General features: G+C 60.5%; 12 protein-coding genes. 4 read left to right on the forward strand and 8 right to left on the reverse strand.

The window, feature by feature from the left end:
* Positions 1 to 250 precede the first annotated feature (250 nt).
* The 4 genes from QOM08_RS11250 to gcvA form a co-directional block, all read right to left on the reverse strand.
* On the reverse strand, positions 251 to 526 hold the full coding sequence (locus QOM08_RS11250; RefSeq protein ID WP_139050511.1) for a fructose-bisphosphate aldolase: 276 nt from the start codon (positions 524 to 526) through the stop codon (positions 251 to 253).
* Between the two features lie 536 nt (positions 527 to 1062).
* Positions 1063 to 1674 (reverse strand): LysE family translocator, encoded by a 612-nt coding sequence (locus tag QOM08_RS11255; RefSeq protein WP_047228911.1) that lies wholly within the window; start codon positions 1672 to 1674, stop codon positions 1063 to 1065.
* 148 nt (positions 1675 to 1822) lie between these two features.
* Positions 1823 to 2284 (reverse strand): GNAT family N-acetyltransferase, encoded by a 462-nt coding sequence (locus QOM08_RS11260; RefSeq protein WP_047228912.1) that lies wholly within the window; start codon positions 2282 to 2284, stop codon positions 1823 to 1825.
* A gap of 49 nt (positions 2285 to 2333) precedes the next feature.
* The gene (gene gcvA / locus QOM08_RS11265) at positions 2334 to 3254 is read right to left on the reverse strand and encodes a transcriptional regulator GcvA (RefSeq protein ID WP_316912961.1); all 921 of its coding nucleotides are present in this window, start codon (positions 3252 to 3254) and stop codon (positions 2334 to 2336) included.
* Between the two features lie 107 nt (positions 3255 to 3361).
* Between gcvA and QOM08_RS11270 the strand changes: the two genes are divergently transcribed.
* On the forward strand, positions 3362 to 3970 hold the full coding sequence (locus QOM08_RS11270; protein ID WP_047228914.1) for a LysE family translocator: 609 nt from the start codon (positions 3362 to 3364) through the stop codon (positions 3968 to 3970).
* A 10-nt stretch (positions 3971 to 3980) separates the two neighbouring features.
* On the opposite strand, the gene QOM08_RS11275 is transcribed toward QOM08_RS11270, so the two are convergent.
* From QOM08_RS11275 to xylA, 4 genes are all read right to left on the reverse strand, one after another.
* Positions 3981 to 5117: a sugar ABC transporter permease gene (locus QOM08_RS11275; protein WP_316912962.1), complete on the reverse strand. Its 1137-nt coding sequence runs from the start codon at positions 5115 to 5117 to the stop codon at positions 3981 to 3983.
* Positions 5118 to 6674, reverse strand: coding sequence for a D-xylose ABC transporter ATP-binding protein (gene xylG, locus QOM08_RS11280; RefSeq protein WP_316912963.1), 1557 nt, complete (start codon positions 6672 to 6674; stop codon positions 5118 to 5120).
* A gap of 215 nt (positions 6675 to 6889) precedes the next feature.
* A complete protein-coding gene (xylF, locus tag QOM08_RS11285) occupies positions 6890 to 7891 on the reverse strand; it encodes a D-xylose ABC transporter substrate-binding protein (RefSeq protein WP_047228917.1) in 1002 nt (333 codons plus the stop codon).
* Between the two features lie 146 nt (positions 7892 to 8037).
* A complete protein-coding gene (gene xylA, locus QOM08_RS11290) occupies positions 8038 to 9354 on the reverse strand; it encodes a xylose isomerase (RefSeq protein ID WP_316912964.1) in 1317 nt (438 codons plus the stop codon).
* A 154-nt stretch (positions 9355 to 9508) separates the two neighbouring features.
* Here xylA and QOM08_RS11295 point away from each other — a divergent pair, with 154 nt between their 5' ends.
* From QOM08_RS11295 to QOM08_RS11305, 3 genes are all read left to right on the forward strand, one after another.
* Entirely contained in the window at positions 9509 to 10693 is a 1185-nt protein-coding gene (locus QOM08_RS11295; protein WP_047228919.1) for a XylR family transcriptional regulator, read from the forward strand.
* Between the two features lie 239 nt (positions 10694 to 10932).
* On the forward strand, positions 10933 to 11274 hold the full coding sequence (locus QOM08_RS11300) for a hypothetical protein (RefSeq protein ID WP_139050507.1): 342 nt from the start codon (positions 10933 to 10935) through the stop codon (positions 11272 to 11274).
* Between the two features lie 226 nt (positions 11275 to 11500).
* Positions 11501 to 12295 (forward strand): DeoR/GlpR family DNA-binding transcription regulator, encoded by a 795-nt coding sequence (locus tag QOM08_RS11305; RefSeq protein ID WP_076385256.1) that lies wholly within the window; start codon positions 11501 to 11503, stop codon positions 12293 to 12295.
* Positions 12296 to 12327 lie beyond the last annotated feature (32 nt).

Here is a 12327-nt window from a genome sequence, read left to right on the forward strand (position 1 = left end):
AAACACCTTGCGCAAGCAAGGCCCCGTCGCCACAGAGGTAAATTCCTACGAGATTTTCGGATCACCTCTTGCCGCACCGCTGTGAGTGCACGGCTTTCTGTGGGAGCAAAGCTTGCTCGCGATGCAGGCCCCTCGGCCCCCCGGAAGACCGCGTCATCTTCATCGCGGGCAAGCCTTGCTCCCACAGAAGGCTTGCGCTGAGATTTTTCGGAGTTTTTCTAGCGACAGCTGCGAAAACACAACTGTTCGTTTAGCCTTCGAGCCCGCGCTGTTCGATCACACCAAACACATCCGCCACGTCCTGTACCAGAATCCGGGCGACGTTGGTGAGGGTGTTGATGTCGCTCGTCGCTGAATCGCGCAGGCTGGAGCAGGCCACCAGCGTCAGATAGTCGAGCGTGGCGTGCAGGCGTTCGCTGGCGCAGGCATGGAGTTCGGGTAGTGGAGCGTGGGTGTCGATCAGCAGGACGGGGTGAGAGGTGGCGGTTTGGGTGAGTGGGGTGAAGCGTTGATCGTGTTTGCTCATGGCTTTAGTTACTCATCTTCGTATCAAAGAAAAAGCTACTACGATCCGCTGCGAAACGGTTGGGTGGTAGCTGCGCGCGGGTTCGCAGACCGAGGATACGAAGGAACCCGGCAGACCAGAAGGTCTCCCACGCACAGCCACCATAAAAATGACGTCGAACGCCAACGGCGCACATTGTTACTTTTATGATGCTTGGTTGCTACCGTATCCGTAGGGCTGCGAAACCCAACCACTGACCAAAGCCAGCCGAGCCCAACTATAGGAGGCGATTCCGGCAGCAACAACCACCCTGTAGGACGCACATGACCCCTGTGGCGAGGGAGCTTGCTCCCGCTCGGCTGCGCAGCAGCCGCAAAACCGCTGCCTGCGGTGTACCTGGCGAAACGAGGTGGCCAGTTTGGGGCCGCTTCGCAGCCCTGCGGGGATAAATCCCCTCGCCACAGAGGTAAATTCCTACGAGATTTTCGGAAGGCCAGGTCACCGACACAGCGTTCCCAGAAAGCACTCTACATTCCCTCGCGACACATATCTGGCCGTTATCTGGAAACCGCCATCCAACTGGCACAACCGGTGATCAGGCCCGCCGATGTTCGATTCAAACGCCGCATGGCGCTGGGCGACTGAATGGCGCCCTTGATCCTGATGCCAGTGAACACATAGCCCAACTGAATGATCAGGTCGATCGCGATGCCCAGGGCGGTAATCATCAATGCTTGCCCTAGAGTAAGCGACGCCAGGTCGAAAGCATGTGGCAGCACCGCGCCAAAGAAGATAACCGCCTTCGGATTGCTGAGAGTCAGCAGCGCACCGGCAAGTAACCCGCGACTGGCTGAGCGTTCGGCTGGAGCTTCGATAGCATGGCCACTCGCCGACCACAATTTCCAGGCGATGAATAGCAGATAAGCCACGCCGGCCCATTTCACGGCGATAAAAACGTGCTCGTATCTCAGCGCCAGCGCCGACAGGCCAGTGGTCGCCAACAACAGCCACAAGGCATTGCCGCCCACCATGCCGGCCACGAACGGCAGGCAACTCCTGCCCCCACGCGAGACGACCTGACCAATAAGCGCACCCTGCGCCGGGCCAGGAATCGCAGCGGCGATGGCGAAAGGGATGATAAACAACCAGATTGAAGACATGGCAGACATGGTTCGGACGCTCCCGATTAGAATCGGATCAATATGGCATCAAGCCTATGGATGGTCGAGTCTGCATCGCCTTTGGTCCGTGCCCGGTCAACGCCGCCCAGTCCGCGTACTCACATTCACCCTTACCGCCAGCACCAGAAGGTGAGCGTTACCTGGCATCTACAAATGACATGACATGGGTCGCCGTATCATCCTCGACCTGCTGGAATCCGCAGCGCAGGTAAAATTCGGCACCCTGCGGTGTATCCGTGGACAGGCGCACGACTTGGAAATTCAGCGCCGCATAGGCCAGAAGGTGCTGTACCAGTGCCTTCCCTGCGTGCTGGCCTCTGGCGGCGGGCATGATGTATACCCTGCGCAGCCGGCCGATTTCCGCTCCGGCGTAAGGATCATAAGAAAGACCGCCGATGCCGATCAGTTGCCCATTACGGAAGGCGCCAAAAAGGCCTTCACCGGGTTGATTGAATCGGTTGTAACCGTTCTTCCATTCTTCAACCAAGCGCGTAAGAAACCTGAAGCCTTCTGTTATTGCCTGGGCTTCGAGCACCTGGATTTCCTGGGGGAGCGCTGAGATTTGGCGTATCGCCAGTTCGTCCGTTGAATCAATCACTGGGTCTCCTTGGGGCTGAGCCCTTCGGCCGAAAATCGGTCCGGCAACATCAAGGGCAGGTATCCGTTTCTGGCGTCAGAGCCGTCGCATCCTGCCGGATATGAGAGAGCATCCAATCGACGAAAATCTGCGTTTCGGCCATGGCCTGCGGGGAGACGCCGTAATAGTAGCGGGTCAACGGCAGGCGCAAGGATGGCAGTGGACAGGCCAGGCGCCCGGTCAACAAGTCTTTACCCAGCAGCGACGCCGGACACAAGGCCACGCCCAGGCCATCGACGGCGGCTTGCAGCACCAGATGCATGTGATCGAACTGCAGGGTTGGCGGGTTGCCAAATCGTTTGATGCCGACGTGCTTTGCCCACGTCTGCCAGTCGCTGCTGCGGGTTCTTCCTGACAACAGCGTGTGCCGGGCCAGATCGTGGACGTTGTCCAGCGACACGCCTTGCAGCAGCGACGGAGCGGCGACCAGCAGCAGGTCATCCTCCAGCAATACCTGGGGTTGGACGGTGGCCGGCCAGCCGGAATGTCCGCGGCGGATGACCACATCAAACGTTTCTCCCGATTGATCCGGCGGCTGCGTGCGGGTGAGCACTTGGGGCTTGATGTCCGGATGGAGCGTCATGAACTCAGGCAACCGCGGAATCAGCCAGCGCACCGCAAAGGATGGACGCACGTTAATGGTGACCTTGCGCAGGGCAGCACTGCGGCTCAGGGTTGTGGCGGCGTTGGCAATCTGTGTCAGTGCCACGTTGACCTGTTCGTAAAAGCTCTGGCCCGCCGGCGTGAGCACAGACTGCCGGGTTCGACGCTCGAACAGCAGCACGCCCAGGCGTTCTTCAAGCAGCTTGATGTGCCGGCTGACGGCACTGTGACTGACGTGCAGTTCTTCGGCTGCGCGACTGAAACTCTGGTGGCGAGCGGCAGCGGCGAAGGCACGGACGGCATTCAACGGGGGGAGGTCGGCAATCATGCGTCTAATTTAGTCACATCAGCGGTGCAATTAAAGCGTTTGTCAGCGTCGCATCGCCACGCCAATCTGCAGGCCGGTTCAATGCGCCTTTCAACGTGGAGTGATTAATGGCCAGTTACGGGGTTTTTCTGATTCTGGCGACCCTGACCGTGCTCAGCCCAGGTCCGGGCGTGGTGTTGACGATTTCCAATGCCTTGCGCCATGGCTGGAGCGGTTCGCTGCCGGGTATCGTCGGGATCGCCTCCGGCGCTTTTATCGTGGCGGGCATTTGCGCCAGTAGCCTGGGGTTGATCCTGGCTGCCTCGGCGACAGCCTTCACGGTGCTCAAATACATCGGCGCGCTGTACTTGTTGTACCTGGGCATCAAGATGTGGCGTACCCAGCGTTTTATTCCCGAACTCAACGCCACGTCGCCACGTCCTTGGCGGCGTTTTATCGAAGCGTTGTCAATCCAGTTGCTCAACCCCAAGGCGGGTTTCTTTTTCCTGGCTGTATTTCCCCAATTCATCAAGCCGGCGGGTGACTACTACAGCCAGTTCTTCTTGCTGGTGTCGTCTTACAGTTTACTGGTTGTAGTGGTGCATTGCGGGTATGCCCTGATGGCCCAGGCCGCAAGAGGCTGGCTCTCCACAAACAAGGGCGCCAGGCTTGTCGGCAAGCTGTCGGGCGTCACTTTCCTGGGCTTTGGCGTGCTGATGGCTTCCGCCAGCAAGTGACGCATACAGGTCAACGCCGCCCCGTGCGTGTACTCACATCCACCCACACCGCCAGCACCAGAATGCTGCCCTTGACGATCATCTGCCAATAACTGTCGACGTCGAGCATGGACATGCCATTGTCCAGGCTGGTGATCACCAGCGCGCCGAGCAGGGCGCCGTAGACGGTGCCGGAGCCGCCGCGCATGGAGGTGCCGCCGATGAAGCAGGCGGCGATGGCGTCGAGTTCGCCCATGCTGCCGGCCGAGGGTGAGCCCGCGGCCAGGCGCGCGGTGTTGACCACGCCGGCGAGGGCGCACATCACGCCCATGATGCCGAAGATCCACAGCTTCACCGCCTGTACATTGATGCCGGACAGGCGCGTGGCTTCCATGTTGCTGCCCACCGAGTAGACCCGCCGTCCGAACACGGTCTGGCTGGTGACGTAGCTGAACACGCCGAGCAGCATCAGCAGAAGCAGCACGGGAACCGGAATACCGTCGTAGCTGTTGAGGGTATAGACGAACCCGGTCAGCACCGCGCCGATCAGCACCACGCGTAATACGTCACGCATCAGTGAGTGGGCCGCCAGGCCATGCAGGGCGCGATTGCGCCGCTGTTTCCAGGTCAGGAACAGGGTCAAGGCAAACAGCAGCACGCCCAGGCCCGTGCCGACGGAGTGCGGCAAATAACCCTGGCCGATGTAGACCAGCTCCGGTGACACCGGGGCGATGGTGGTGCCGTCGGTAATCCCCAGCAGAATGCCGCGAAAGGCGAGCATGCCGCCCAGGCCGACAATGAACGACGGGATGCGCAGGTAGGCGGTCATGTAGCCGTTACCCAGGCCAATCATCAGGCCGCACAAGGCGACCAGGCTCAGGTTCGCCAGCAGCGGGATGTGATAGATCACGTCGAGAATCGCCGCCAGGCCACCGAGCAATCCAAGCAGTGAACCCACCGACAGATCGATCTCGCCGCTGATGATCACCAGCACCATGCCGCAGGCCAGAATCCCGGTGATGGACATCTGCCGCAGCAGGTTGGAGAGGTTGCGCGGGGTCAGGAACCCGCCCTCGGTCTGCCAACTGAAAAACAGCCAGATCACCGCCACGGCGATCACCAGCGCGAGCATTTTGTAGCGGCTGAAGAGTTGCTTGACCTGATTCATCTACGCGGACTTCCGATCATTATTGTTATGGTCTTCGGGGTGGCTGAGGGCGGCGGCGAGCACCTGTTCCTGGGTGAGTTCGTGGTTGATGAAATCACCGCGCAATTGGCCTTCGCCGATCACCAGCACGCGGTCGGACACCCCCAGCACTTCGGCCAGCTCCGAGGACACCATGATGATCGACACGCCTTCGGCGGCCAGCGCGCCCATCAGCTTGTAGATCTCGTACTTGGCGCCGACATCCACGCCCCGGGTCGGCTCATCGAGAATCAGCACGCGCGGTTGGGTCAGCAGCATTTTGGCTAGCACGGCTTTTTGCTGGTTGCCGCCGGAGAGGCTGGTGATCGGCAGGAACGGGCTCGCGGTCTTGAGGTGCATGCGCGAGATTTCCCGGTCGATGCTGCCCAACTCCGCTTCGGTGTCGATGCGGGTCATTTTCGAGTAGTTGTCCAGCACCGCCAGGGTGATGTTCTGGCCCACCCCCAGGTCGGGAATGATGCCTTGGCGCTTGCGGTCTTCAGGCACCATGCACAGGCCTGCGCGGATTGACTTGAGGGGCGTGCGCGTGTCGATCGGTTGGCCGTCGAGCCAGACTTCGCCTTCATGGCGGCCGGGGTAGGCGCCGAACAGCGCCGACACCAGTTCCGTGCGACCGGCGCCGACCAGCCCGGCGATGCCGAGGATTTCCCCGCGCTTGAGGACGAACGAAATGTCGTCGACCCGTTTGCGTTTGGGGTTGTCGACGTCGTAGCAGGTGATATGGCGCGCCTCGAAAATCACCTCGCCGATGTCATGGGGTTCGGTGGGGTAGAGGTTGCTCATTTCTCGTCCGACCATCTGGGTGATGATCTTCGGGATGTCCATGTCGGTCATGGCGGTGGTGGCGATGTGTTTGCCGTCGCGGATCACCGCAATGGTGTCGCATACGGCGGCCACTTCATCGAGCTTGTGGGAGATGTACACGCAGGCGACGCCCTTGGCCTTGAGGTCGCGGAGGATGTCCAGCAGCACCTCGATTTCCGAGCGGGTCAGGGCCGAGGAGGGTTCATCGAGAATCAGCAGGCGCGCCTGTTTGTTCAGCGCCTTGGCGATTTCCACCAACTGCTGGTAACCCCCGCCGTATTGTGAAACCGGCAGCGAGACGTTCATGTCCGGCACCTTGAGTTCACGCATCAGGGCTTCGGCACGGTGGATCATTGCCGGGTAGTTCATGCGTCCGCCGGGCAGCGTCAGCTCGTGGCCCATGAAGATGTTTTCGGCCACCGACAGGTCGGGGACCAGGGTCAGTTCCTGATGAATGATGACGATCCCGGCAGCTTCGGTTTCGCTGATGGACTGCGCCTTTAGCGGCTGTCCGTCCCAGACAATTTCACCGTCCCAGGTGCCGTACGGGTAGACCGCCGACAGGACTTTCATCAGCGTGGATTTACCGGCGCCGTTCTCACCGCACAGGCCGACGCATTCACCCGGCCTGACCTTGATGTCGATGCCATTGAGGGCTTTGACACCGCCGAAGCTTTTGACGATGCCGTTCATTTGCAGCAGGTAGTCGGACATGGCGAGGGCTCATATGAAAAGGGCTCACACATAGGCAGAGGTGGTGACAGCCCTGGGGCCAGGCATCTCAGATGCAGCTAGCCAAGCAAAGCCCCTGTGGGAGCGAGCCTGCTCGCGATGGCGGCAGCACATACAACATCGATGCAAGCTGAACCACCGCTATCGCGAGCAGGCTCGCTCCCACAGGTCTCATTCACCCAGGGGTTGTCCCAGGATCACTGCCCAGCGATCTGCGCCTTGGTATAGAACCCATCTTTTTCCAGCAGGTCGATGTTGTCCTTGGTCAACGGGGTCGGGGTGAGCAGGATGGTGTCGACTTTCTTGCTGCCATTGTCGTATTGCGAGGTGTAGGTGGGTTTCTCGTTACGCGCCAGTTGCACCGAGAGCTTGGCCGCTTCGGTGGCGATCAGTTTCAGCGGCTTGTAGACGGTCATGGTCTGGGTGCCGTCGATCACTCGCTTGACCGCTGCCAGGTCGGCGTCCTGGCCCGAGATCGGCACCTTGCCGGCCATTTTCTGCGCGGCCAGTGCCTGGATGGCACCACCTGCGGTGGCGTCGTTGGAGGCGACGATGCCATCGATCTTGTTGTCGTTCCGGGTCAGGGCGTTTTCAACGATGCTCAAGGCTTCGGTGGGGTTCCATTCCTTGACCCACTGTTGCCCGACAATCTTGATATCGCCCTTGTCGATGGCCGGTTGCAGCACTTTCATCTGGCCTTCGCGCAGGACCTTGGCGTTGTTGTCCGTGGGCGCGCCGCCGAGCAAGAAGTAGTTGCCCTTGGGCGCGGCTTTCAACACGCCGCTGGCCTGCATCTCGCCGACTTTTTCGTTATCGAAGGAAATGTAGGCGTCGATATCGGCATTGAGGATCAGGCGGTCATAGGACACCACCTTGATCCCGGCCTTCTTGGCTTCGGCCACGGCATTGGTCAACACGGTGGCGTTGAACGGTACGATGACGATCACATCGACGCCCCGGGAGATGAGGTTTTCGATCTGGGAAATCTGTTTCTGCTCGTTGGCATCGGCCGACTGGACGAAGACTTTGGCGTCCATTTTTTCCGCCGCCGCGACGAAGTAGTCACGGTCCCGCGACCAGCGTTCCAGGCGCAGATCATCGATGGAGAAACCGATTTTCGGGTTGGTGGCGTCGGCCATGACCGGAAGCGAGAGCAGGGCGAGGGCGCCGGCGAGCAGCGTGAGTTTCAGTTTTTTCATGGTGGTGCGTCCTTTTATTGTTGTTCGAAAGACACTGCCTGACGATGAACGTGATGCGGGTAGAACTGTAGAGACTCCCGGCGTGCCGCGAGCAGAGATTTGTCGCGAGAATGTAACAACCTCTGCGCAGCGAACGGGGCCTGGTGTCAGGGGTAGATGAACCGGTTGACCACGTTTTCGAGCATCTCTTGCCGACCACTCACAGCCTGTGGATTGAGCTCGTTGTCGAAGGCGTGTTCGGCCAGTGAAGCGAGGCTGAACTCACCCGCCAGCACCGCCTGACCGAACGGTTGCTGCCAGCCGGCGTAGCGTTGGTCCTTGAACTGCTGGAGGCGGTCGTTCTGCACCATCGCCGCTGCACGTTCCAGGGCCAGGGCGAGGACGTCCATGGCCGCGACGTGGCCGTGGAACAGGTCAATCTCGTCCAGGCTCTGACGACGGACCTTGGAGTCGAAGTTGAAGCCGCCATTGCTGAACCCGCCGGCCTTGAGGATTTCATAGGTGGCCAGGGTCATCTCTTCGACGCTGTTGGGGAACTGGTCAGTGTCCCAGCCGTTCTGCGGATCGCCACGGTTGGCGTCGATACTGCCGAAGATCCCCAGGGAGACGGCTGTGGCGATCTCATGATGGAAACTGTGCCCGGCCAGGGTCGCATGGTTGGCCTCGATGTTGACCTTGATCTCCTTTTCCAGGCCGAACTGTTGCAGGAAGCCGAACACCGTGGCGCTGTCGTAATCGTATTGGTGCTTGGTCGGTTCCTGCGGCTTGGGCTCGATCAGCAGATCGCCCTTGAAACCGATCTTGTGCTTGTGCTCGACCACCATGCCCATGAAGCGGCCCAGTTGTTCGCGCTCGCGTTTCAGATCGGTATTGAGCAGGGTCTCGTAACCTTCACGACCGCCCCACAACACGTAGTTGGCCCCCTTGAGACGCTGGGTGGCGTTCATCGCGCTGAACACTTGGGCGGCGGCGCAGGCGAACACTTGCGGGTTCGGGTTGCTGGCGGCGCCTGCGGCAAAGCGCGGGTTGCTGAAGCAGTTGGCGGTGCCCCACAGCAGCTTGATCCCGGTTTGTTCCTGGTGACGCTCCAGGTGGTCGACCATCTGCGCGAAGTGGTTGCGATACTCCTTCAGCGAGTGGCCTTCCGGGGCGACATCGGTGTCATGAAAGCAGTAGTAGTCGATGCCCAGTTTGGAGAAGAACTCGAAGGCCGCTTCGGCCTTGCCGATGGCCAGTTCCATCGGGTCGCCGGCGTGCTGCCACGGGCGTTGGAAGGTGCCGGCGCCGAACACATCGGATCCCGGCCAGACAAAGGTATGCCAGTAGCACACCGCCATGCGCAGATGTTCGCGCATGGGCTTGCCGAGCACGAGTTTGTCGGCGTCGTAGTGGCGAAAAGCAAGAGGCGAGTCGCTGGCAGGGCCTTCGTAGCGAACCTTGTCGATGGCGGGAAAGTACGACATGGGCGATTTCCTTATTGTTCTTGGCGGTGTATCGATACTAACGCCGGCCCGGTGGCCGCTGATTATGAAAATCACCAAGGCACAGTGCGATTTTGAGTATTGAGATCCGACGGTCACGCGCCTAGTCTGTGGTCATCGGCCCAGGGTAAAAACCATGAAAACCGTCCCGCCCGTTCACCGCATTGCGTTGTTGTTCAACGGCAGCAAGATCTACGACCGAGGCATCATCAGCGGCATCGGCAACTACCTGAGCAGCACCCGCGCGTCCTGGGACCTGTTCCTTGAGGAAGATTTTCTCTGTCGGTTGAAAGGCATCGAACGCTGGCAGGGCGACGGGATCATTGCCGACTTCGATGACCCGCTGATCGGCGAAGCGCTGACCGGGATCGGCTTGCCGGTGGTGGCGGTGGGCGGCTCTTACCAGGATGAGCGCGCTTATCCGAAGGGCATTCCCTATGTCGCCACCGACAATGAGGCCTTGATGAAGCTGGCGTACGAGCACTTGATCGAGGCCGGGTTGACGCGCTTTGCCTGCTTCAGCCTGCCGCAAGCACAAGCCAATCGCTGGGCCCAGGAACGGGAAAACGCCTTTCGCCGGCTGCTGCAACGCGATGGTCTGCACGCCGAGGTCTATCGCGGCATGGGCACCAGCGCGCCGCTCTGGGACAGCGCCGTCGAACAACAGATCGCCTGGCTGCAAAGCCTGCCCAAACCCATTGGTATCATCGCCGTCAGTGACGCCCGTGCCCGGCAACTGCTGCAGGCCTGCCTGACCGCCGGAATCGCCGTGCCGGAGCAGGTGGCACTGATCGGCATCGACAACGACCCCCTGACCCGCACCCTGACGCGGGTGCCGCTGAGTTCGGTGATCCAGGGCACCGAAACCATGGGTCGGACCGCCGCGCGCCTGCTCCATCAGATGCTGCACGGCATGCCGTCCACGGGTACGCAGGTGCTGATACCCCCGGATGCGATCAACGTCCAGGCCTCGAGTCTGCACCAACCGTTAGGCAACCCTTACGTCATGCAAGCGCTGCTGTTCATTCGCCAATATGCCTGCCAGGGCATCAAGACCGCTCAGGTGGCGGCCTATGTGGGCGTGTCGCGTTCCTCCCTGGAAGCGCACTTTCGCAAGGCGCGGGGCTGCAGCGTGCACGACGAGATCCTGCGCTTCAAACTGGCCGCCGCCGCCCAGGGCTTGGAAAACACCGACTCGGCGATTGCCGACATCGCCCAGAACTGCGGCTTCAAATCGGCGCAGTACCTGCACACGGTGTTTCGTCGAGAGTTTGGCTGTACGCCCCGCGAATATCAGCAGGGGGGCGGCACAGGCCACTGAACCGGTCTTCACCGCCCGCAACTATTGCTGGAAGCAATAGTGATCATTACGAAACACAAGTTCTGTTTTGTCGGCAATGCCTGGAAAATCCCCCCCCATCGAACAGGTAACTCAAGCAGTTGGGCGATGAGGTTTCACTCATCTGACCGCCACACACCAGATGCACTTGGCAGTGGCGGCAACCCGTAACGCAGTTCCGTTGCCTGATGAACCAACCTTTTATTTTCAGGACCAGACCAATGCGCCTTTTATTTGCGTCTTCCATGGCGTTTGCCTCCTTGTTGCTCGCCGGTTGTGCCAGCGCGCCGAACGACCCGACCCTGACCTTGCAGACCAGCAAGACGCCGGCCCAGTACGCCGACTGTGTCGTGCCGAAATTGCAGGACCACGCGATGAGCCCGACCGTCTCCCAGTCCCAACGCAGCTACCGGATCGTGGTGCCAAGCAAGGTGTCGGCGGACAACGTGCTGGAAGCCTACAAGACCGGGAACGGTGGCAAGGTATTCATCTACGAGCGGCGTCTGTTGGCTTCCAGCTTCCTGCCTTCGAGTTTTGAACGTGCCGCACAGGACTGCATCTGAGGCCGGCCCGTACAGGTTTTTCACCGTGCTCCTTTGGTTGGCCGCAACCAACCATTTTTTTACCCCGCACCGCATTCGGTGGCGGGGTTTTTTTTGCCTGTGGGGAAGAGGGGGCAGATTCACTTGGGTCCGCTGCCCCGGCGTTGAGGTTTGACGAGAGGCTCTGCAATCGGCATATTTGCTCGTTAGTGATAATTAGTGCTCGTTTATGAAGGTTATAGATGCCATGACTTCAACTCACGAAGTGTTCCCCGGTGAACGCCAGCAACGGATCAGCGAGCGTCTGGCCCTGTATGGTCGGGTGATTGCGGCCGATCTGGCCAGCGAATTCAATGTCTCCGAGCACTCGATACGGCGCGATCTTGGCGTATTGGCGGCGGCGGGGTTATGCAAGCGCGTCTATGGCGGCGCGATCCTGTTGCCGGCCGTGGAACGGCCGATGGCCGTTCGAGTACGGCAGAACGTCGAGCGCAAGGACAGTCTCGGCCTGGCGGCGGCCTCGTTGCTGAGGGCGGGCCAGCATGTGTTCATCGATGCCGGCTCGACCAACCTGGCGATTGCCGGCGCCATCGATCCACGCCTTAAGTTGACGCTGAGCACCAATTCGCCGTTGATTGCCGTGCAATTGATGAAGCTGCCCTGCGCCGAGGTGATCCTGTTGGGCGGACGCGTGAACACGGCGTCGGGCGGAGTGATCGGGCTGGCGGCTGTGCAGCAACTGCGGCAGTTCAATGTTGACCTGTGTTTTCTCGGCGCTTGCGCCATCGACCCGGACAATGGCATCACAGCGTTCGGCCTGGATGACGCGGAGTTCAAGCGCGCGGTCGTCGCGGCGAGCGGTCAGGTGGTGGTGGCCGTGACCAATGAAAAACTCTCCAGCATTGCCCACTATCAGGTGGCGTCGTGTGAAGAAGTCACCGCCCTGGTGGTGGAGCACGACGCGCCGGGTGAACGCCTGGAGCCGTTCTTGGGCAGGATTGCCAACGTCATGAGCGCGCCCTGCGAACCTCGGCAGGCGTGAAGCGTGTGCTGTAGCGCCCACGACAATCAAGC

It is taken from the genome of Pseudomonas sp. P105, from assembly GCF_032614175.1.
GTDB classification, from domain to species: domain Bacteria; phylum Pseudomonadota; class Gammaproteobacteria; order Pseudomonadales; family Pseudomonadaceae; genus Aquipseudomonas; species Aquipseudomonas rhizophila.

Coding starts and splice junctions, on each gene's coding strand:
- QOM08_RS11250 (WP_139050511.1), bottom strand. CDS start 526: ATGAGCAAACACGATCAACGCTTCACCCCACTCACCCAAACCGCCACC.
- QOM08_RS11255 (WP_047228911.1), bottom strand. CDS start 1,674: ATGTCTGCCATGTCTTCAATCTGGTTGTTTATCATCCCTTTCGCCATC.
- gcvA (WP_316912961.1), bottom strand. CDS start 3,254: ATGATTGCCGACCTCCCCCCGTTGAATGCCGTCCGTGCCTTCGCCGCT.
- QOM08_RS11270 (WP_047228914.1), top strand. CDS start 3,362: ATGGCCAGTTACGGGGTTTTTCTGATTCTGGCGACCCTGACCGTGCTC.
- QOM08_RS11275 (WP_316912962.1), bottom strand. CDS start 5,117: ATGAATCAGGTCAAGCAACTCTTCAGCCGCTACAAAATGCTCGCGCTG.
- xylG (WP_316912963.1), bottom strand. CDS start 6,674: ATGTCCGACTACCTGCTGCAAATGAACGGCATCGTCAAAAGCTTCGGC.
- xylF (WP_047228917.1), bottom strand. CDS start 7,891: ATGAAAAAACTGAAACTCACGCTGCTCGCCGGCGCCCTCGCCCTGCTC.
- xylA (WP_316912964.1), bottom strand. CDS start 9,354: ATGTCGTACTTTCCCGCCATCGACAAGGTTCGCTACGAAGGCCCTGCC.
- QOM08_RS11295 (WP_047228919.1), top strand. CDS start 9,509: ATGAAAACCGTCCCGCCCGTTCACCGCATTGCGTTGTTGTTCAACGGC.
- QOM08_RS11300 (WP_139050507.1), top strand. CDS start 10,933: ATGCGCCTTTTATTTGCGTCTTCCATGGCGTTTGCCTCCTTGTTGCTC.
- QOM08_RS11305 (WP_076385256.1), top strand. CDS start 11,501: ATGACTTCAACTCACGAAGTGTTCCCCGGTGAACGCCAGCAACGGATC.